We start from the raw sequence: 20999 nt of genomic DNA, 5'->3' as shown, positions 1-20999 counted from the left end.
TAGTCCCCGCCCTCCCTTTCGTACGCACACGTTTTCCGGAAGACTCCTGGAAGTTTCGGCACGGCGCCCGGAACGAGGCGACGGAGGTGGGGGAATGACGGCGGACGGCACATCATCCGCGGGCCGCGGCAAGGTCACGATCACGGAGATCGCCCGCCGGGCCGGCGTCTCGGTGCCGACCGTCTCCCGGGTGGTCAACGGCCGCTCCGACGTCTCCCCCCGCACCCGCGCGCGCGTCGAGGAACTGCTGCGCGAGCACGGCTACCGCAAACGTCCCGCCGCCCCCTCCGCGTCCCGCGCGGCCCTGCTCGACCTGGTCTTCAACGACCTCGACAGCCCATGGGCGGTGGAGATCATCCGGGGGGTCGAGGAGGTCGCCCACGCGGCCGGGGTGGGCACCGTCGTCTCGGCGATCCACGGCCGCTCCGGGGACGCCCGCGAGTGGATGCGCAATCTGCGCGCCCGTGCCTCCGACGGCGTCATCATGGTCACCTCGGCCCTGGAACCCACGCTGCACGAGCAGTTGCGCATCCTGAACGTCCCGCTGGTGATCGTCGACCCGATGGGCTCCCCCGCCCTCGACACCCCGACGATCGGCGCCGCCAACTGGTCCGGCGGCCTCGCCGCCACCCAGCATCTGCTGGCCCTGGGCCACCGCCGTATCGGCCTGATCGCGGGGCCTCCCCGACTGCTGTGCTCCCGCGCCCGCCACGACGGCTACCGGGCCGCCCTGGAGGGCGCCGGCGTCACCGTCGACGAGAGCCTCGTCGTCCCCGGCGACTTCCACCCCGAGTCGGGCTTCACCGGCTGCACGGCCCTGCTCGACCTCCCCGAACCGCCGACCGCGCTCTTCGCGGCGAGCGACCAGATGGCCCTCGGCGCGATCGAGGCGCTGCGCCGGCGCGGACTGCGCGTCCCCGAGGACATGAGCGTGGTCGGTTTCGACGATCTCCCCGAGGTCCGCTGGTCGGCACCCCCGCTGACCACCGTCCGCCAACCCCTCGCCGACATGGGCAAGCTGGCCGCCCGCACGGTCCTGCGCCTGGCCCGCGGCGAGCACCCCGACTCACCGCGGGTGGAACTGGGCACGGAACTGGTGATCCGCTCCAGCACGGCCCCGCCGAAGAACTCCGACCGGACCTAGGGGGTGTTTCGAAAGTCCCGTGCGGTGCCCGCGGTGTCCGGTGCGTGCTCTGGGGGTCCCCCCGGCCGAAGGCTGGGGGAGTGCCGGACGAAAGCCCTCGTACTGGACGTACTTGGGGTTTCGGCCGGTGCGGCGAGTGGGGGTGCCCCCTCCGGGGAGCGTGCCGGGCGCCGCGTGTGCTGTGCGGGACTTTCGCAACACCCCCCGGTGCCGTGACCGGGAAGGTTTGCCGGGAAGCTCGCGGCGTCCGGTGCGGTGCATCGCAAGGCGGAGCGTCGCCCGCGTACCGGATGTACTCGGGTGATGCGACAACGCGGCGAGGTGCCGCGCCGGGCGTCGCGAGCCGGTGAACCTTTCCGGTCACGGCACTAGCGGAGCGCCTGCCGGATCGCGGTGTACGCCGGCTTCGGCGCGAGTTGCTCGTCCCAGGGCAGGGCGGCTCCCTCGCCGGGGAAGAAGGCCGGGATCCAGGAGTACTTGTCGGTGTAGTCCCAGATCGTGATGCCGACGCACCGGCGCACCGCGAGGCAGGTCTCGGTCATGTCGCGGTACCACTGGGCCTGCTGGGCGAGCTTCTCCTCGGTCGCGGGCAGCAGCATGCGCACGTCGACCTCGGTGAGCGCGGTGTCGAGGCGGAGGCGGGCGAAGCGGCGGAGGTTGTCCTCCAGGGTGGTCGGATAGCCGTACTGGAGCGCGAGATGGGCCTGCAGGCCGATGCCGTGCAGCGGGACGCCCTGGGCCTTCAGCTCCTTGGCCAGCCGGTAGTAGGCGTCGCTCTTCGGGCCGACGGCCTCGATGTTGTAGTCGTTGAGGTACAGCTTGGCCCTGGGGTCGGCCTGGTGGGCCCAGCGCAGGGCGTCGGCGATGTAACCGGGGCCGAGGGTCTTGTAGAAGACGGTCTCGCGGTAGGTGCCGTCCTCGTTGAACGCCTCGTTGACGACGTCCCAGGCGTAGACCTTGCCCCGGTAGTGGCGCACCTCGGTCTGGATGTGGTTCTTCAGTACGGCGCGCAGCTCGTCGGCCGTCCACTCCCGGCTCGTGAGCCAGTCGGGCAGCTGGCTGTGCCAGACGAGGGTGTGGGCGCGCACCTTCTGGTGGTTCGCCCGCGCGAGGTTCACGATCTCGTCGCCCTTGGTCCAGTCGAAGACGCCCTGCTGCGGCTCGGTGGCGTACCACTTCATGCCGTTGCCGGGGGTGATCATGTCGAACTCGCTGCCGAGGATACGGGTGTAGGCGGTGTCGGTGAGTTCGGGGTTGTCGGTGGCGCTGCCGAAGTAGCGGCCGTGGCGCTGGGCCAGGTCCGCGAGGGTGGGCCGGGGTTTGTCATGGGCCTGGGCGGCGGGCCCGCCGGCGATCCCGGCGGCCACCAGGACGGCGGCGAGCGCTCCGGCGAGTCTCAGCCGGGTGCGGACGGTGCTGGACATGGTGCGACTCCTCACGGTCGGTGGGGCGTGGGCAGGCGCGGGTCATCCCTTCGTGGCGCCGGCGGCGAGACCGCCGACGAGCTGGCGCTCGGCGACGGAGTAGAAGGCCAGGGCGGGAACCATGGCGAGGACGAGATAGGCGAAGATCCGGGCGTACTCGGAGGAGTACTGGCCCTGGAACTGCTGCACGCCGACCGGGAGCGTCCACCAGGACGGCTCGTTGAAGACCAGCAGGGGCAGCAGGAAGTTGTTCCAGCTGGCGACGACGGCGAGCACGGAGACCGTGCCGAGCGCGGGCCGGGCCATCGGCAGCAGGATCCGCCAGAAGAAGCCGAGCGGTCCGCAGCCGTCGAGGGTCGCCGCCTCCTCCAGTTCGGCCGGTATCTCCCGGAAGAAGCCGCGCAGGATGACGATCGTCATCGGCACCCCGTAGGCGGCCTGCGGCAGGATCACCCCGAGCGGGTTGTCCAGCAGGCCCATCGAGCGCAGCAGCAGGAACAGCGGCAGGACCGCGACCGCGAACGGGAACATCAGCCCCATCGTGAACAGCGTGAACAGGAGCTCGCGGCCGCGGAAGGCGAACCGCGCGAAGGAGAACGCGGCGAGCGCGGACACCGCGACCACCACCACCGTCGTCCCGGCCGCGATCACCGTGCTGGAGCCGAGCAGCTGCCAGAAGGAGCCCGAGCCGAGGATGTCGGTGTAGTTGGAGGTGACCCACGGGTCGGGCAGCCCGAAGGGGTTGCGGGAGAGCTGGTCGGTCGACTTGAAGCCGGACAGCACGGCGTACAGCAGCGGTACGGCCATCACGGCGCCGACGACGACCAGCGCGGCGTGCAGGGGAAGGGTGCGGCCCCTTCTGCGGACGCTCATGCGCCGCCTCCTCGCATGGTCGTGGTGGCGCCCTCCAGATCGCGGCGGAGCACGAACCGCTGGTAGACGAGGGCGAAGACGAGGCTGATGCCGAAGATGACGACGCTGATCGCGCTGGCGTAGCCGACCTGGTAGCGCTTGAAGCCGTACTGGAACATGGTCACGGCCATCGTCTCGGAGTGGTGGTCGGGGCCGCCGGCCGTGACGATCCACACGAGGTCGAAGAGCTGGATGGCGCCGATCACCGACAGGAACACGCTGATGCGGAGCGTGGGCGCGAGCAGCGGCAGGGTGACGCTGCGGAACCGCTGCCAGGGCCCGGCCCCGTCGATCAGCGCGGCCTCCGTCAACTCGGCCGGGATGGACTGGAGTCCGGCCAGGTAGAGCATCATGTGGAAGCCGAAGTACTTCCAGGTCATGACCAGGAACAGGGTGGCCATCACGGTGGAGGGGTCGGCGAACCACTGCCCGCCGAGCCCGTCCAGGCCGACCGCGCCCAGCAGATGGTCGGCCAGTCCGTCGCCGGGGGCGAAGATCATGCTGAACAGCACACCGGTGATCGCCTCGGAGAGGATGTACGGCGCGAAGAACAGCATGCGGTAGACGGCCCGCCCGCGGATCCTCTGGTTGAGGGCGACGGCGAGGGCGAGCGCGAACGGCAGCTGGAGCAGCAGCGAGAGCCCGACCAGGACGAGGCAGCGCCACAGGTCGCCGATGAACACCGGGTCCTGGAAGAGGCGGGTGAAGTTGTCGCCGCCGATGAAGTCGTCGGGCATGCCGAAGCCGCCCCACCGGAAGAACGCGGCGTACAGGGCGAACAGCATCGGCAGCAGCACCAGCGTGCCGAACAGCACCAGGGCGGGCACCTGGAAGCCGACGGCGGTGAGCCAGTGCAGCACCCGGCGCCGGGTCCGGCCGGCGGCCGCGGGCAGGGGCGGCGGCCGGCCGGTGTCCGGGGTGCTGCGCTTGTCCGGGAGGTAGGTCGAGGCCATCCGGCTACTGCTCTTCCTTGGCGACCTTGGTGATCGACTCGGTGACCTGCTGGGCGGACTTGGATCCGGCGATGAGCGCGGCGACGCTGTCGTTGACCTCCTGGCCGACGGCGGGCGCGTACGCCTGGTCGAGATAGAGCTGGAAGCCGGTGGCGGCCTTCAGCTGGGCTTGTACGGCGGACAGGTTGGGGTCGGTGAGGGCGCTCTCGGCGGCCGGTACGACGGGCAGCACACCGGTCTTCTTGACCAGCTCGGTGTCGGTGGTGGCCGAGGCGAAGAACTTCAGGAAGTCGACGGCCGCCTGCGGGGCCCCCTTGCGCAGGGCGTGTCCGCCGCCGCCGCCGAAGACCTCGGTGATCGCGCCCTGGCCGCTCTCGACGGCGGGGAACGGGAAGAAGCCGAGGTCGGCGCCGATCCCCTTGCCCGCGTCGGCCTCGACGACCGGCGCCCACTGGCCCATCAGCTCCATGGCCGCCTTGCCGTTGCCCATGGTGGCGGCCTGACCGGTGGGGGTGCTGTAGGCGGCGCCGAGGAAGCCCTTCTGGAACGGCTGGAGGTCGACGAGGTCCTGGAGGTGCTGCCCCGCCTGGACGAACCCGTCGCCGGTGAAGTCCTTGGCGTCGTTCGCCTTGCGCAGGGCGTCGATGCCGGCGGTGCGCATGGCGAGGTAGGCCCAGTAGTACATGCCCGGCCACTTCTCCTTGCCGGCCAGCGCGAGCGGGGTGATTCCCGCGGCCTTCAGCTTCTTGACGGCGTCGAGGAAGCCGCTCCAGGTGGTGGGGGGAGCGGCGACGCCGGCCTTCTTGAAGAGCGCCTTGTTGTACCAGAAGCCGATCATGCCGATGTCGAACGGGATGCCGTACACCTTGTCGTCGAAGAGGTACGGCTGGCGGGCGACGGAGAGCAGCCCGTCGCCCCACCCCTTGCTCCGGTCGGTCAGGTCCTCGACGAGCCCGGCGTCGATCTGCTGTCGCAGGACACCGCCGCCCCAGGTGTGGAAGATGTCGGGAAGCTTCCCGGACGCGGTCAGCGCGGTCATCTTCGACTTGTAGGGGTCGTTCTCCATCTGGACGATCTTGACCTTCACCTTGGGGTTCTGGGCCTCGAACCGCTTGGCGAGCGCGGCCCAGACGTCCTTGGTGGGCTGGGTGGTGGAGATGTTCCACCATTCGATCGTGGTCGTCCCCGACGACCCTCCGTCCGAGTCGCCGCCGCAGCCGCTCAGTGCCGTCATGCTCACACCGGCTGCGGCGGAGGCCGCCAGGAAGCCGCGGCGGGACAGTGCCGGGTCGCCCATCATGCGCTCCTTGGGTAGATCGAAAGTTTCGAACCAGATCCAGAAAGCTTCGCTGCTGCCGCACCCTAGAGACACCCTCCGACAGGAGGCAACCCCCTGAACACAGGGAATCCTGGCATCTGCGCCCGCACCGAGGACCGTCGACGGCCGGAAGGGCTCCGAAACATTCGGTCCGGTCACCGAACCTTAAGGAGAGGTCTTAACGGAAGTTTGACGCCCCCCGGCCCATCATCCGCGGGCCTGCGCGTCACTCTCCGCTTACGCTGAATCCGCCGTCCGCGTGATGGCCGAAACCCCACGGCGGACCCGCACCCAGGAGCACACGTATGGCCACCACCGAGCACCCTCCCCCCGGTCGCCTGCGCGCCTGGATGCTGGAGGGCCTCTCCGACATGGGCAAGGGCCATGTGCAGCAGGGCCAGCAGGCCGAGGCCGAGCAGCAGCACAAGGGCCAGCCCTGGTACCGGGTGATGTGCCTGACGGGCGTCGACTACTTCTCGACCCTGGGGTACCAGCCCGGCATCGCGGCGCTCGCGGCCGGTCTGCTGTCACCCATCGCGACCATCGTGCTGGTGATCGTCACCCTCGCCGGCGCACTGCCGGTGTACCGGCGCGTGGCCGACGAGAGCCCCCACGGCGAGGGCTCGATCGCGATGCTGGAGCGGCTGCTGTCCTTCTGGCAGGGCAAGCTGTTCGTGCTGACCCTCCTGGGCTTCGCCGCCACCGACTTCCTGATCACCATCACCCTGTCGGCCGCCGACGCCTCCACCCACCTGGTGGAGAACCCCCATCTGAACAGCGCCCTGCACGACAAGCAGATGATCATCACCCTGGCGCTGGTCGCCCTGCTCGGCGCGGTGTTCCTCAAGGGCTTCCTGGAGGCCATCGGGGTCGCGGTGGCCCTGGTCGGCGTCTATCTCGCGCTGAACGTCGTGGTCGTGATCGTCGGCTTCTGGCACGTGGCCACCGCGGGCCATGTCGTCACCGACTGGGCCGACGCCCTGACGGCCGAGCACGGCAACGTCCTCGCCATGGTCGGCGTGGCCCTGATCGTCTTCCCCAAGCTCGCGCTCGGGCTGTCCGGCTTCGAGACCGGTGTTGCCGTCATGCCTCACGTCAAGGGCGACGCCGGCGACACGGAGGAGACGCCCACCGGCCGGATCCGCGACACCAAGAAGCTGCTCACCACCGCCGCCCTGATCATGAGCGTCTTCCTGATCGCGACGAGCTTCATCACCACGCTGCTGATCCCGGAGAAGGAGTTCGAGCCCGGCGGCCAGGCCAACGGCCGCGCCCTCGCCTTCCTGGCCCACGAGTACCTGGGCAGCGCCTTCGGCACGGTCTACGACATCTCGACCATCGCGATCCTCTGGTTCGCCGGCGCCTCCGCGATGGCCGGGCTGCTCAACCTGATGCCCCGCTACCTGCCGCGCTACGGCATGGCACCGCACTGGGCGCGCGCGGTCCGCCCGATGGTCATCGTCTTCACCCTGGTCGCCTTCCTGGTCACCTGGATCTTCGACGCCGACGTCGACGCCCAGGGCGGCGCCTACGCCACCGGTGTCCTGGTGCTGATCAGCTCCGCCGCCATCGCCGTGACCATCGCCGCCCACAAGGCCGCACAGCGCGGGTGGGCCATCGGCTTCGCGGTCATCTCCGCGGTGTTCCTCTACACCACCGTCGTCAACGTGATCGAGCGCCCGGACGGTGTGAAGATCGGCGCCTGCTTCATCGCCGGCATCATCCTCGTCTCCCTCCTCTCCCGGCTGGCCCGGGCCTTCGAGCTGCGGGTGACGAGCGTGACGCTCGACCCGATGGCGGAACGTTTCATCCGGGACATGGCCAGCCGGAAGCTGCGGTTCATCGCCAACGAGCCCGACCAGCGCGACAAGGCCGAGTACCGCGACAAGATCGAGCAGATCCGCGAGGACAACGACCTCCCCGGCGAGGACTTCGTCTTCGTCGAGGTGACGGTCCTCGACCCCTCCGAGTTCGAGGCGGGCCTGACGGTCCGCGGCGAGGTGCTGCACAACCGCTACCGGGTGCTGACCCTGGAGTCCTCCTCCATCCCGAACGCCCTCGCCGCCCTCCTCCTCCACACCCGCGACACGACCGGTTGCCTCCCGCACATCTACTTCGAGTGGACCGAGGGCAACCCCTTCGCGAACTTCCTGCGCTTCTTCCTGTTCGGCCAGGGCGAGGTCGCCCCGGTCACCCGCGAGGTCCTGCGCGAGGCCGAGCCGGACCGCTCCCGCCGCCCACGGGTCCACACGGGCTGACCGCTTGACCCGTCGGGCTGCCCGCCCGGTCCGCCCGGCTGGCCTCCCGATTCCTGCCGGCCGACCGCCCGGTCCGGCCGACTGACCTGCCGATTCCTCCCGGCCGGCCTCCCGATCCCCGCCAGCAGACCCCCCGGACCCCACCGGCCGACTTTCCGGACCCGACGAGCCGACTTCCCGATCCCTCCCGGCCGTCCTCCCGATCCCCGCCAGCAGACCCCCCGATCCCCGCCAGCAGACCCCCCGGACCCCACCGGCCGACTTTCCGGACCCCACGAGCCGACTTCCCGATCCCTCCCGGCCGGCCTCCCGATCCCCGCCAACAGACCCCCCGGACCCCACCGGCCGACTTTCCGGACCCCACGAGCCGACTTCCCGATCCCTCCCGGCCGGCCTCCCGATCCCCGCCAACAGACCCCCCGGACCCCACCGGCCGACTTTCCGGACCCCACGAGCCGACTTCCCGATCCCTCCCGGCCGGCCTCCCGATCCCCGCCAACAGACCCCCCGGACCCCACCGGCCGACTTTCCGGACCCCACGAGCCGACTTCCCGATCCCTCCCGGCCGGCCTCCCGATCCCCGCCAACAGACCCCCCGGACCCCACCGGCCGACTTTCCGGACCCCACGAGCCGACTTCCCGATCCCTCCCGGCCGGCCTCCCGATCCCCGCCAGCAGACCCCCCGGACCCCACCGGCTGATTTCCCGGACCCAACCAGCCGACCACCAGACTCCCGGACGCGACCGGCCGATCTCCCGCACCGCACCGGCCGACCTCCCGGACTCCGCAGGCCGACCACCCTCAGCCCCCACCGACCTCCACCGGCCGCCCCCGGGCCCGACTGCGGCCGGTCTCCGGGACCCGGCCAGCCGATCTCTGGGCCCGACCGGCCGTCCTCCCAGACGCCTCCAGCCAACCTCCTGCACCCAACAGCCCGCCTCCCAGACCCCGCCGACCGACCCCCGCACCGCACCCAAACCCGGCCGACCCCCAGGCCCGACCGGCCAACCTCCCACCCCGTCGGCCGACCACCCTCAGCCCCCACCGGCCGACATCTCGGGCTCGGCCGACCGATCTCCCGGACCCGCCAGCCGATCTCTCGGACCCGTCCGGCCGATCTCCCGGACCCCGCCGGACCTCCCGCACCCAACAGCCGACCACCCAGACCCCGCCAGCCATCCCGCACCCCGCCGGCCAACCTCCCAGACCCGACCGGTCAACCCGCTCAGCCCCCGCCAGCCAACCCCTCGGGCCCGACCGGCCGATCTCCCGGACCCCCGTCGGCCGACCCCCCGGTCTACGCCGACCGACCTCCCGCACCGTGACCGCCGACCTCCCCGGCCCCGCCGGGCTGACGTACGCCCCCTCCGCCGACTCTCCGAGCACCGCGGCCCTATCGTGACCCGCATGCAGAGCTACACAATCGGACAGGCGGCACGGCTGCTCGGCGTGAGCCCCGACACCGCGCGCCGCTGGGCGGACGCCGGCCGGGTGGCGACCCACCGGGACGAGGGCGGACGGCGCCTCATCGACGGCAAGGACCTCGCCGCCTTCTCGGTCTCCCTCGCCCGCACGGACAACGCCGACGAGGACACCCCGTACACCTCGGTGCGCAACGCCTTCCCCGGCATCGTCACCGCGATCAAGCTCGGCGACGTCGCCGCCCAGGTGGAGATCCAGGCCGGCCCGCACCGGCTGGTCTCCCTGCTGACCCGGGAGGCCGTCGAGGAGCTGGGCCTGGAGGTCGGCATGGAGGCCACCGCCCGCGTGAAGTCCACGAACGTGCACATCGACCGCGTCTGAACCCCGGCGGGCCGACACCTCCGCACGAACGCACCTGCGTACCCATCACCCCGCTCACCCCGGATTATGCGAATCCTCAGACGACGAATGCCTTGCATATGCGGCATCATCATGATGTCGGGCCGTTCGAGGGACCGTTGAGACCGAGGAGTACACCGTGATGACCCGTACCGAGCGCCGTACCCGCCGCGCCGCGCAGATGACCGGCGTGGGAGTCGCCGCGCTACTGGCCCTGAGCGCCTGTTCCTCCGGCGACTCCGGCGACACCTCGGCCAAGTCCGACGCCTCGACCTCCGCCTCCTCCGCCGCCAAGCTCTCCGGCACGGTCACGGTCTTCGCGGCCGCCTCACTCAAGGAGAGCTTCACCGCGCTCGGCCAGGAGTTCGAGAAGACGCACCCGGGCACGAAGGTCACCTTCAACTTCGGCGGCAGCGACACCCTGGCCGCGAGCATCACGGGCGGCGCCCCGGCCGATGTGTTCGCCTCCGCCAGCCCCAAGACCATGGCGATCGTGACCGATGCCAAGGACAACGCCACCGAGCCGGTCACCTTCGTGCGCAACCAGCTGGAGATCGCCACCCTGCCGGGCAACCCCGACAAGGTCTCCTCCCTCAAGGACCTCACCAAGTCGGGGCTGAAGGTCGTGCTGTGCGACAAGGAGGTGCCCTGCGGCGCCGCCGCGCAGAAGGCGCTGGCGGCCAGCAGCCTCAAGCTCACCCCCGTCTCCTACGAGCAGGACGTCAAGGCCGCCCTGACGAAGGTCGAGCTGAAGGAGGCGGACGCGGCCGTCGTCTACAAGACCGATGTGCACGCCGCGGGTGACAAGGTGGAGGGTGTGGAGTTCCCCGAGTCCGCCGACGCCGTCAACGACTACCCGATCACCCTGCTGAAGGACGCCCCCAACGCCCAGGCCGCGAAGGCCTTCATCGCGCTGGTCCGCTCCACCGACGGGCAGAAGGTCCTCACCGAGGCCGGGTTCCTGCAGCCGTGACCCCGCCCGTGACCCCGCCCGGGAAGCAGGCCGTCGCGAACGCCCTGGAGGGCGGCCCGCGGCGCGCCCGCGTCCGCACGGGCGTCCCGCTCGCCCTGCTCCTGCCCGCCCTGCTCGGCCTGGCCTTCCTGCTCCTGCCACTGGTCGCTCTCCTCGTCCGGGCGCCCTGGCACACCCTGCCCGAGCAGCTCACCAGCGCCGAGGTCTGGCAGGCCCTGCGGCTGTCGCTGGTCTGCGCCACCGCGGCGACCGCGGTGAGCCTGGTGATCGGCGTGCCCCTCGCCTGGCTGCTGGCCCGCACCGACTTCCCCGGCCGGGGCCTGGTCCGCGCGCTGGTGACCCTGCCGCTGGTCCTGCCCCCGGTGGTGGGCGGTGTGGCGCTGCTGCTGGCCCTCGGCCGCAACGGCGTGATCGGTCAGTGGCTGGACTCCTGGTTCGGCGTCACCCTGCCCTTCACCACGGCCGGCGTGGTCGTCGCCGAGACGTTCGTGGCGATGCCGTTCCTCGTCATCAGCGTCGAGGGCACGCTCCGCGCGGCCGACCCGCGCTACGAGGAGGCCGCCACCACCCTCGGCGCCTCCCGCTTCACCGCCTTCCGCCGGGTCACGCTCCCCCTGATCGCGCCGGGCATCGCGGCCGGCGCCGTGCTCGCCTGGGCCCGCGCCCTCGGCGAGTTCGGAGCGACCATCACCTTCGCGGGCAACTTCCCGGGGCGTACCCAGACCATGCCGCTCGCCGTCTACCTCGCCCTGCAGAGCGACCCGGAGGCGGCCATCGCCCTCAGTCTGGTGCTCCTCGCCGTGTCGATCGCCGTCCTCGCCGGGCTGCGCGAGCGCTGGATGACCGCGTCATGACCACGCTCGGCAAGGACACCGCCGTCCCGCCGCTCCGCCCCGGCGAGGGCCTCGACGCCCGGCTCGTCGTCGACCGCGGCTCCTTCCGTCTCGACGTCGCCCTGACCGCCGCCCCCGGCGACGTCGTGGCCCTGCTCGGCCCCAACGGTGCGGGCAAGACCACCGCACTGCGCGCCCTCGCCGGTCTCGTCCCGCTCACCGGCGGGCACCTCCGCCTGGACGGCACGGCTCTGGAGCGCACCCCGCCCGAGGCCCGCCCGGTCGGCGTGGTCTTCCAGGACTATCTGCTGTTCCCGCACCTCAGCGCCCTGGACAATGTCGCGTTCGGGCCGCGCTGCCACGGCGCGGGCAGAACCGAGGCCCGGGCCGTGGCCGCCGCGTGGCTCGACCGCATGGGGCTGGCGGCGCACGCCGGTGCCAAACCCCGCCGGCTCTCCGGCGGCCAGGCCCAGCGCGTCGCCCTGGCCCGCGCCCTAGCCGTCCGCCCCCGCCTGCTGCTCCTGGACGAGCCCCTCGCCGCCCTGGACGCCCGTACCCGGCTGGAGGTACGGGCCCAGCTCCGCCGTCATCTGGCCGATTTCGAGGCGGTCGCCGTCCTCGTCACGCACGACCCGCTGGACGCCATGGTCCTCGCCGACCGCCTGGTCGTCGTCGAGGAGGGCCGCGTCGTCCAGGAGGGCGGCCCGGCCGACATCGCCCGCCGTCCGCGCACCGACTACGTCGCCCAGCTGGTCGGCCTGAACCTCTACCGGGGCCGGGCCGACGGCCACACGGTGCGCCTGGACACCGGTCCGGCCGTCACCATGACGGAGATCCTCTCCGGGCCGGTGTTCGTCGCGTTCCCGCCGAGCGCGGTCACCCTCCACCGCGACCGCCCCACCGGCTCCAGCGCCCGCAACCTCTGGCGGTGCGAGGTCGCGGGCCTGGAGACCCACGGCGACCAGATCCGGGCCGCCCTCACCGGCGAACTGCCGCTCGCCGCCGACCTGACGACCGTCGCCGCCGCGGAGCTGGACCTGCATCCGGGCACGGCGGTCTGGGCGACAGTCAAGGCGGCACAGACCCACGCATACCCGGCATGAACGGCTCGCGGCCCTACCGTGGGTGCCCATGACCCTGAGCATCCGCAACCAGCTCCCCGGCACCGTCACCGCCGTCCACCCCGGCGAGGTCATGGCCACCGTCCAGGTCCGTCTGGACGGCGGACAGGACCTCACGGCGGCCATCACCCTGGAGGCCGTGCAGGACCTCGGCCTCACCCCCGGCACCGCCGTCCACGCGCTGGTGAAGTCGACGGAGGTCTCCCTGGCCAGCCACCGAGTCGAGGGCCTTTCCATCCGCAACCAGGTCCCCGGCACCATCACCGGGCTGACGACCGGCACGGTCATGGCCGTCGTGAAGGTCTCCGTGGCCGGCGGGGCGCTCACCGCGGCGATCACCAAGGACGCGGCCGTCGACCTCGGGCTCTTCGTGGGCTCCGACGTCATCGCCCTGATCAAGGCAACCGAGGTGTCCCTGGCGACGGCCTGAGAACGGGCGAGGGCCCGTCCGGCATCCGGACGGGCCCTGCGCTCTCCTGCCGATCAGTCCTCGTACGCGTCCAGCGGCGGGCACGAGCAGACCAGGTTCCGGTCACCGAAGGCCTGGTCGATCCGGCGCACCGGCGGCCAGTACTTGTCGGCCACGGACACCCCGGCCGGGAAGACGGCCTCCTCACGGGTGTACGCGTGCTCCCACTCCCCGCCGAGCGCACGGGCGGTGTGCGGTGCCTGGGACAGCGGGTTGTCCTCCGCCGGCCACTCCCCGGAGCCCACCTTCTCGATCTCCGCGCGGATGGCGATCATCGCCTCGCAGAACCGGTCCAGCTCGATGATGTCCTCGGACTCGGTCGGCTCGATCATCAGCGTCCCCGCCACCGGGAACGACATGGTCGGCGCGTGGAAGCCGTAGTCGATCAGCCGCTTCGCCACGTCGTCCACGCTCACCCCGGTCGCCTTGGTCAGCGGCCGCAGGTCGATGATGCACTCGTGCGCGACCAGCCCGCCCGGGCCGGTGTACAGCACCGGGTAGTGCGGCTCGAGCCGCTTGGCGATGTAGTTGGCGCTGAGCACCGCCACCTGGGTGGCCCGCTTCAGCCCCTCGCCGCCCATGAGCCGCACGTACGCCCACGAGATCGGCAGGATGCCCGCGGAGCCCCAGGGCGCGGCCGAGATCGGTCCGACACCCGTCTCCGGCCCGGCGGCGGGCTGGAGCGGGTGGTTCGGCAGATACGGCGCGAGATGCGACCGTACGGCGACGGGGCCGACGCCGGGACCGCCGCCGCCGTGCGGGATGCAGAAGGTCTTGTGCAGGTTCAGGTGGGAGACGTCACCGCCGAAGTGGCCCGGCTTGGCCAGCCCGACGAGCGCGTTGAGGTTGGCGCCGTCGACGTAGACCTGTCCGCCCGCGTCGTGGACCTGGGCGCAGATGTCGGCGACGTGCTCCTCGAACACCCCGTGCGTCGACGGGTAGGTGATCATCAGCACGGCCAGCTCGTCACGGTGCCGTTCGATCTTCGCCCGCAGGTCCTCGACGTCGATCTCGCCGTCCTCCGCGGTCTTCACGACCACGACCTTCATACCGGCCATCACGGCGCTCGCCGCGTTGGTGCCGTGCGCGGAGGACGGAATGAGACACACCGTCCGCTGCTCGTCCCCGTTCGCCCGGTGGTAACCGCGCACCGCGAGCAGCCCCGCCAGCTCGCCCTGCGATCCGGCGTTGGGCTGGAGCGACACCTTGTCGTACCCGGTGACCTCGGCGAGCCGGTCCTCCAGCTCCCGGATGAGCGTGAGGTAGCCCTCGGCCTGCTCGGCGGGCGCGAAGGGGTGCAGCTGCCCGAACTCGGGCCAGGTGACCGGCTCCATCTCGGTGGTCGCGTTGAGCTTCATGGTGCAGGAGCCCAGCGGGATCATGCCCCGGTCGAGCGCGTAGTCCCGGTCGGCGAGCCGGCGCAGGTAGCGCAGCATCGCGGTCTCGGAGCGGTGCTCGTGGAAGACGGGGTGGGTGAGGATCGCGTCGGCGCGCAGCAGCCCCTCGGGCAGCGCGTCCGCGGCGGCCGCGTCGAGCGCCTCGACGTCCCCGTCCACACCGAAAGCGGCCCATACGGCGGCCAGCTGGGCCCGCGTCGTGGTCTCGTCGCACGCGATCGAGACGTGGTCCGCGTCGACGAGGCGCAGGTTGACCCCGCCCCCGCGGGCGTCGGCGACGATCCCGCCGGCCCTGCCCGGCACGCGCACGGTCAGTGTGTCGAAGTAGGAGCCGTGCACGACCTCGACCCCGCCGGCCGTGAGGCCCGCGGCGAGGACCGCGGCGTAGCGGTGGGTGCGCCCGGCGATCGTCCGCAGCCCGTCGGGCCCGTGGTAGACGGCGTACATGCCGGCCATGACCGCGAGCAGCACCTGGGCGGTGCAGATGTTGCTGGTGGCCTTCTCCCGGCGGATGTGCTGCTCCCGTGTCTGGAGCGCGAGCCGGTAGGCCTTGTGCCCGTCCGCGTCCACGGACACCCCGACGAGCCGTCCGGGCAGGCTGCGGGCGAACTTCTCCTGGACCGCCATGTATCCGGCGTGCGGTCCGCCGAAGCCCATCGGCACACCGAACCGCTGGGTCGTCCCGACGGCGATGTCCGCGCCCAGCTCGCCGGGCGACTTCAGCAGCGTCAGGGCCAGCAGGTCGGCGGCGACGGTGACGAGCGCGCCGAGCCCGTGCGCCTGGTCGATGACGGCCTTGATGTCGCGTACGGCTCCGGAGGCGCCCGGGTACTGGAGCAGCACGCCGTTGATCTCACGTCCGGCGATCTCGGCGGGGATGCCCTCGGCGAGATCGGCGACCACGATCTCCACGCCGGTCGGCTCGGCACGGGTCTGCAGCACGGCGATGGTCTGGGGCAGCACATCGGCGTCGACGAGGAAGAGGCCCTTCTTGTTCTTCCCCATGCGCCGGGACAGGGCCATCGCCTCGGCGGCGGCCGTGCCCTCGTCGAGCAGCGAGGCACCGGAGGTGGGCAGCCCGGTGAGGTCGGCGACCATGGTCTGGAAGTTCAGCAGCGCCTCCAGCCGGCCCTGCGAGATCTCCGGCTGGTACGGCGTGTAGGCCGTGTACCAGGCCGGGTTCTCCATGACGTTGCGCAGGATCACCGGCGGCGTGAAGGTGCCGTAGTAGCCGAGGCCGATCATGGAGCCGAGGACCTGGTTGCGGTCGGCCAGCGAGCGCAGCTCGGCCAGGACCTCGGCCTCGGTGCGCGCGCCCGGCAGGTCGAGCGCGTCGGCGTTCTTGATCACGTCCGGGACGGCGGCGGCGGTCAGCTCGTCGAGCGAGCCGTAGCCGACGTGCGCGAGCATCTTGGCCCGCGCCTCCTGGTCGGGCCCTATGTGACGCTGCTCGAAGGGGATGCCCTGTTCGAGCCGGGTGAGCGGAATGCGATCGGCGGTCATGTCTGAGGCCTCCTGGTCTGACGCGACCTTCGAGGGGCACCACGGCGCGGGTGCCCGGACGGCCTCCCCCTCTGTCATCTCAACCTGAGAGCTTCACCGGCCGCCACCGGGCAGCCGGCTTTCACCGTCGGTGAGGACGGAGGCCGTCGACGCCGTCGACTTCCGTCCTGCTTTCCAGAGTGACCTCGTCCGCGCGGTACGTGTGCCTGAGAGATTCCGGGGAGGAGTTGCTCCTTCGGCGCCTCCGGTGATCTCCGGAGGACTCTCCCGCACGGGGTCAGCAGCCGTTGCCAGACTACCAGCGAGGTCCATGAGGACGGCTCGAGTGGCCGCTCGTCCCAATGTGTTCTTTTGTAGTGCTTACGGATGAGTTGCGACCAAGTGGAGGGCCCGTGCAGACCGATATCGATCCGCGCAACCTGATCGGCCGCAAGGCGTTCGACCGCAACGGCACCAAGATCGGCACCGTCGACGAGGTCTATCTCGACGACGCGACCGGTGTGCCCGAGTGGGCCGCGATACGCACCGGGCTGTTCTCCCGGGACGCCTTCGTCCCCCTCGAACCCAGCGAGCTGGTCGAGGGCACCCTCCACGTCCCCTTCGACCGGGCCCTGATCAAGGACGCACCCGACTTCGGCGTCGGCCGGCACCTCTCCCCGGAACAGGAACTCCAGCTCTACCACCACTACGGCCTGGACGTCGCCGCTCCCCCACCCCTCCCGGACCACGACTTCGGCCACCTGGCAGGCACAGACGAAACCTGACCCGACCGCCGGCCCCACTTCCCCCTCCGAGAGCCACCGCCGTCCCGGCGGTCGCCGACATCCCCGCAACGAGGTCGCCGACATCCCGGGTGCACGGAACGGCCCGTGCACCCCGCCTCTCGGCACCCAGCCACCCTCCCGGTGGGCCTCACCGCCCCCACGCGCCCGACAGTTGGGGTGGGTACCGCCGTCCCCGTGGCCCCTACATCCCGCTGGGACCGCCCAGCCGGGGAGGCACCGCCCTCCAAGCCGTCCCCGCCAGCGCCACTACCTCCACAGTCCTCGCCATCCCCGGCGTGACGGCCGCCCTACCGGCCGGCACCGTCATCCCTATGGGCACCGCCGTGAGCCTCGCCATCCCAGCGGCATCCATCAGCCAGGCGGCCCTCACCGCCCCAGCTCACCCCGCCGTCCTGATGCCCTCGCCGTCCCCGAGATCGCCGTCCCGGTGGGTACCGGCGTCCTCGGCCGGTCTCGGCCGTACCAGTGGCAACGGCTCCGCCGCCGCAAGAGCCGGATCGTCCATCCGGAACGTCCGTACCCGCCCCGGCTCCGACTCCGGGGTCTCGAAGCGCACGGTGACCCGGCCCAGCCCACTCCCCTGCACCCAGCCGGGCCCCAGCTCGGCGTGGACCACGTCGCAGCCGGGGCTCCACCGGTGCTCGGCCGGCACGGCCTGCGGCACGGCGGTCTCGCCGGGATCCTCCTCCTCGGCCCCGTCGCCCGGCTCCTCCCCGGCGGCCTGGGCGAACAGGTCCTCCTGGGTGAAGTCCGCCAGACCACTGACACCGACCCCGAGCAGCCGCACCCCACCCGTGGTGTCGACGGAGTCCAGCAGACGCCCGGCGGCCTCCCGCACCACCGCCGGATCGTCCGTGGGGCCACGGAGCGTCTCGGACCGGGTGAGCGTGGAGAAGTCGTAGCGGCGCACCTTCAGCACGATCGTCCGCCCGGACAGACCGGAGCCCCGCAGTCTGCGCACACAACGCTCCGCCAGCCGCTTCACCTCCAGCTCCACCCGCAACCGGTCATGGATGTCGACGTCGTAGGTGTCCTCGACCGAGACCGACTTCGCCTCCCGCTCCGCGACCACGGGCCGGTCGTCGCGCGCCAGCGCCATCGCGTACAGCCCCTGCCCGTGCGCCTTGCCCACGAGGCGCACGAGCTCGTCCTCACCGGCCTCGGCCAGCTCGTCGACCGTGGTGATCCCGGCCCGACGCAGGTGGTCCCCCGTGGCCGGACCGACCCCGGGCAGCGTCCGCACCGGCATCGGCCCGAGCAGCGCCCGCTCGGTCCCGGGCTCGATGAGCACCAGCCCGTCCGGCTTGGCCTGCTCGGAGGCGATCTTCGCGAGCATCTTCGACGCGGCCAGGCCCACCGACCCCGTGAGGCCCGTGACGGCCCGGATGTCCGCCCGCAGCCGGATGCCGGCCAGCCGCGCCGACTCGCCGTCCCAGGCCGCTCCCCCGGCCTCCAAATCCACGAACGCCTCGTCCAGGCTCAACGGCTCCACGAGCGGCGACACCGCCCGCAGCAGCCCCATGACCTGGTCGCTGATCCGACGGTAGAAGGCGAAGCGCGGGACGAGGTAGGCGGCGTTCGGGGCCAGCCGGCGCGCCTGGGCCGTGGGCATCGCCGAGTGCACTCCGAAGGCCCGGGCCTCGTAGGAGGCGGTGGCCACCACGCCGCGCGGGCCGAGACCGCCCACGATCACGGCCTTCCCCCGCAGGCTCGGTTTGGACGCCTGCTCCGCCTGGGCGTAGAAGGCATCCATGTCGAGATGCAGGATCGTGGGCGCGTTTCTCACATCTCCGATGCTGCACCACGCCACTGACAACGCAGCCGCCCCTTGGGCGGAGGCCTCAGACCGCCCGGTTGCGCCGACGCGCCAGCTCGTCCGCCGGATTGGGCCCCACGAGCGTCTCCCCGGTGTCGACCCGCTCGCCGTGCAGCTGCGACAGCGCGCCCTCCACGTCCCGCCAGACCACGCCGACGGCGATCCCGAAGATGCCCTGACCGCCCTGGAGCAGTGCGTGGACCTCGTCCGGCGAGGTGCACTCGTAGACCGTCGCGCCGTCGCTCATCAGGGTCATCCGCTCCAGATCGCAGAAGCCGCGCTCCCGCAGATGCTGGACGGCCGTACGGATGTTCTGCAGCGACACCCCGGTGTCGAGGAACCGCTTGACGATCTTCAGGACGACGACGTCCCGGAAGCTGTAGAGCCGCTGCGTCCCCGACCCGTACGCGGGCCGCACGCTCGGCTCGACGAGGCCGGTGCGGGCCCAGTAGTCGAGTTGCCGGTAGGTGATGCCGGCGGCCGCGCAGGCCGTCGGTCCGCGGTAGCCGATCTGCTCGGACGCCATGGACGCCGCCCCTCCGCTGCTCGGCACGGCCGCGGGTCGCTGCGGAGCCGCGTGCTCGGCCGCGCCGCCCTGGTGGGGATATCCCCTGCCCGGGCGTAGCCGAGAGCTCGGGGGAGGGTACGGACCGCTTCCCCCGACACCGAGTCCGGGGGCACCCCCAACCGCACCGTCGCCGCTGCTTCTCACGCCGACCTCCGTCCTTGACCTGCCTTCTCGACGGTAGGCAGTCACCAGGGGTGCGTCAACGATCGCCACACTCGCCACGCCGAGTGATAATCACCCTAAGAGTGGTTTCCCGCACCCCACCGCGGGGAAAGGCTAGCCGAATGCCTGGAGAAGTAGCCGTAGGACGCTCACACGCGCCGCTGGCACGTGCCGGAAACAGGGCGGCCGGCCTGCGGCCCTCCTGGCTCCGCAGGCCGCACTCCGGCTACTGGTTGCTGGTGCCGAAGTCCTCGGGCGAGATCTGGTCGAGGAACTCGCGGAACTTCTCCACCTCGTCCTCCTGCTCGTCCGGAATGGCGATGCCCGCGTCGTCGAGCACCGTGTCACTGCCGAAGATCGGCGTCCCGGTGCGCAGCGCCAGCGCTATGGCGTCGGACGGGCGCGCACTCACCTCGACGCCGCTGGCGAACACCAGCTCGGCGTAGAAGACGCCTTCGCGCAGATCCGTGATGCGCACCTCGGTGAGCTCCTGGCCGACGGCTTCCAACACGTCCTTGAAGAGATCGTGGGTCAGCGGTCGCGCGGGGGCCATGCCCTGCTGGGCGAAGGCGATCGCCGTCGCCTCCCCCGGTCCGATCCAGATGGGGAGGTAACGGTCGCCTCCCACTTCACGCAGCAGCACGATCGGTTGGTTGGAGGGCATTTCGACCCGGACACCTACGACATCGAGCTCGTTCACACAGCAACCCTAGGCCGTGCCCGGGACGTTTGGGTAGTCGGGCCGGGAACGGGTGACCGATCCGCCCAGGGCGAAACCGGTGGCTCAGGGCAACCGGACGCCGAGAGCGGTCTGCACCAGCGCCGCGTGCAACCGGACCGTGAGCCCCGCCAGCTCCTTCGTACGGGCCTCGGCGTGCGCCCTGGTCTGCGGGTTGCGGTGCCGTCTGAGCGGGGCGACCACCTGGTCCACCAGCCCCGCCTCACGGTCGGCGGCGGCCTTCATCACCCGCAGGTGCCGGGGTTCGATCCCGAACCGCCCCAGCTCGGCGACGAGCGCGGCCACGGTGGCGGCCTCCGCGTCATAGACCCCGTCCTCCAGCGGGACGAGCAGCCCGTAGGACTCCCACTCCACCAGCGCCGCCTCGTCGATCCCGGCGGCCGCGAGCAGCTCGGCCCGCCCGATCCGGGCCGCCGTGGGCCCCTCCACAGGCTCCGGAAAAGCTTCTCCGTCCCGCTGCCGGCCCACGGTCGGCAACGGGACCGCCTCGCCCCGCTCCATGGCGTCCAGATGCTCCCGGATCACCTTGAGCGGCAGATAGTGGTCCCGCTGCATCCTCAGTACGTGGCCCAGGCGCTCGACGTCCTGCGCGCTGAACTTGCGGTACCCCGACGGGGTCCGCTGGGGCTCGATCAGCCCCTCCGCCTCCAGGAAACGGATCTTGGAGATGGTGACCTCGGGAAACTCGACCCGCAGCGCGTTCAGTACGGTGCCGATGCTCATCGCACCTGCGTCCGCGGCGGCGGTGCCGGATCCGGCACCGCCCCTCGGTGTTTGAAGCATGGACCTTCCCTTGGTTCCC

At 71.5% G+C, this 20999-nt stretch carries 17 protein-coding genes and 1 riboswitch; of the genes, 8 read left to right on the top strand and 9 right to left on the bottom strand.

Translation table 11 applies throughout. The features are described 5' to 3' along the window. Positions 1 to 94: 94 nt before the first annotated feature. Positions 95 to 1144 (top strand): LacI family DNA-binding transcriptional regulator, encoded by a 1050-nt coding sequence (locus U5640_RS37975; protein WP_340383561.1) that lies wholly within the window; start codon positions 95 to 97, stop codon positions 1142 to 1144. A 368-nt stretch (positions 1145 to 1512) separates the two neighbouring features. Here U5640_RS37975 and U5640_RS37970 read toward each other — a convergent pair whose 3' ends face one another. The 4 genes from U5640_RS37970 to U5640_RS37955 are packed head-to-tail and all read right to left on the bottom strand — an operon-like array spanning position 1513 to position 5730. Next, positions 1513 to 2568, bottom strand: a complete 1056-nt coding sequence (locus U5640_RS37970; RefSeq protein ID WP_340383559.1) for an endo-1,4-beta-xylanase — start codon at positions 2566 to 2568, stop codon at positions 1513 to 1515. Positions 2569 to 2610: 42 nt separating this feature from the next. Then, positions 2611 to 3441 (bottom strand): carbohydrate ABC transporter permease, encoded by an 831-nt coding sequence (locus U5640_RS37965; protein ID WP_340383557.1) that lies wholly within the window; start codon positions 3439 to 3441, stop codon positions 2611 to 2613. Next, on the bottom strand, positions 3438 to 4433 hold the full coding sequence (locus U5640_RS37960) for a sugar ABC transporter permease (RefSeq protein ID WP_340383555.1): 996 nt from the start codon (positions 4431 to 4433) through the stop codon (positions 3438 to 3440). The genes U5640_RS37965 and U5640_RS37960 overlap by 4 nt, the downstream gene beginning before the upstream one ends. Before the next feature lie 4 nt (positions 4434 to 4437). After that, a complete protein-coding gene (locus U5640_RS37955) occupies positions 4438 to 5730 on the bottom strand; it encodes an extracellular solute-binding protein (RefSeq protein WP_340383553.1) in 1293 nt (430 codons plus the stop codon). Positions 5731 to 6056: 326 nt separating this feature from the next. On the opposite strand from U5640_RS37955, the gene U5640_RS37950 reads away from it, so the two are divergent. The 6 genes from U5640_RS37950 (at position 6057) to U5640_RS37925 (ending at position 13188) form a co-directional block, all read left to right on the top strand. Continuing rightward, positions 6057 to 8009 carry an amino acid transporter gene (locus U5640_RS37950; RefSeq protein ID WP_340383551.1) on the top strand — a complete coding sequence of 651 codons (1953 nt, stop codon included), beginning with the start codon at positions 6057 to 6059 and terminating at the stop codon, positions 8007 to 8009. A gap of 1408 nt (positions 8010 to 9417) precedes the next feature. After that, positions 9418 to 9813 carry a helix-turn-helix transcriptional regulator gene (locus U5640_RS37945; RefSeq protein WP_340383549.1) on the top strand — a complete coding sequence of 132 codons (396 nt, stop codon included), beginning with the start codon at positions 9418 to 9420 and terminating at the stop codon, positions 9811 to 9813. A gap of 160 nt (positions 9814 to 9973) precedes the next feature. After that, positions 9974 to 10804, top strand: a complete 831-nt coding sequence (gene modA / locus U5640_RS37940; RefSeq protein ID WP_340383548.1) for a molybdate ABC transporter substrate-binding protein — start codon at positions 9974 to 9976, stop codon at positions 10802 to 10804. Between the two features lie 44 nt (positions 10805 to 10848). Beyond that, the gene (locus tag U5640_RS37935) at positions 10849 to 11658 is read left to right on the top strand and encodes an ABC transporter permease (protein ID WP_340385575.1); all 810 of its coding nucleotides are present in this window, start codon (positions 10849 to 10851) and stop codon (positions 11656 to 11658) included. Continuing rightward, a complete protein-coding gene (locus U5640_RS37930; protein ID WP_340383546.1) occupies positions 11655 to 12740 on the top strand; it encodes an ABC transporter ATP-binding protein in 1086 nt (361 codons plus the stop codon). The genes U5640_RS37935 and U5640_RS37930 overlap by 4 nt, the downstream gene beginning before the upstream one ends. A 28-nt stretch (positions 12741 to 12768) precedes the next feature. Beyond that, entirely contained in the window at positions 12769 to 13188 is a 420-nt protein-coding gene (locus U5640_RS37925) for a TOBE domain-containing protein (protein WP_340383544.1), read from the top strand. A 53-nt stretch (positions 13189 to 13241) separates the two neighbouring features. Here the strand turns inward: U5640_RS37925 and gcvP are convergent, their stop codons facing one another. Beyond that, a complete protein-coding gene (gene gcvP, locus U5640_RS37920; RefSeq protein WP_340383542.1) occupies positions 13242 to 16127 on the bottom strand; it encodes an aminomethyl-transferring glycine dehydrogenase in 2886 nt (961 codons plus the stop codon). A gap of 184 nt (positions 16128 to 16311) precedes the next feature. Then, positions 16312 to 16407, bottom strand: a riboswitch (glycine riboswitch). 112 nt (positions 16408 to 16519) lie between these two features. On the opposite strand from gcvP, the gene U5640_RS37915 reads away from it, so the two are divergent. Next, positions 16520 to 16891, top strand: coding sequence for a PRC-barrel domain-containing protein (locus U5640_RS37915; protein WP_340383540.1), 372 nt, complete (start codon positions 16520 to 16522; stop codon positions 16889 to 16891). 400 nt (positions 16892 to 17291) lie between these two features. Here U5640_RS37915 and U5640_RS37910 read toward each other — a convergent pair whose 3' ends face one another. The 4 genes from U5640_RS37910 to U5640_RS37895 form a co-directional block, all read right to left on the bottom strand. Next, positions 17292 to 18698, bottom strand: coding sequence for a DNA polymerase IV (locus U5640_RS37910; protein WP_340383538.1), 1407 nt, complete (start codon positions 18696 to 18698; stop codon positions 17292 to 17294). Positions 18699 to 18753: 55 nt separating this feature from the next. Next, entirely contained in the window at positions 18754 to 19440 is a 687-nt protein-coding gene (locus tag U5640_RS37905; RefSeq protein WP_340383536.1) for a MerR family transcriptional regulator, read from the bottom strand. 244 nt (positions 19441 to 19684) lie between these two features. Further along, complete coding sequence (locus U5640_RS37900) at positions 19685 to 20158, bottom strand: bifunctional nuclease family protein (RefSeq protein WP_055634823.1); 474 nt, start codon at positions 20156 to 20158, stop codon at positions 19685 to 19687. Between the two features lie 84 nt (positions 20159 to 20242). Further along, on the bottom strand, positions 20243 to 20980 hold the full coding sequence (locus U5640_RS37895) for a MerR family transcriptional regulator (protein ID WP_340383533.1): 738 nt from the start codon (positions 20978 to 20980) through the stop codon (positions 20243 to 20245). Between the last annotated feature and the right edge of the window lie 19 nt (positions 20981 to 20999).

It is taken from the genome of Streptomyces sp. SS7, from assembly GCF_037993025.1.
In the GTDB taxonomy this organism is placed as follows: domain Bacteria; phylum Actinomycetota; class Actinomycetes; order Streptomycetales; family Streptomycetaceae; genus Streptomyces.
Note: the sequence above shows the minus strand (reverse complement) of the source record. Positions and strands in the feature narration are given on the sequence as shown.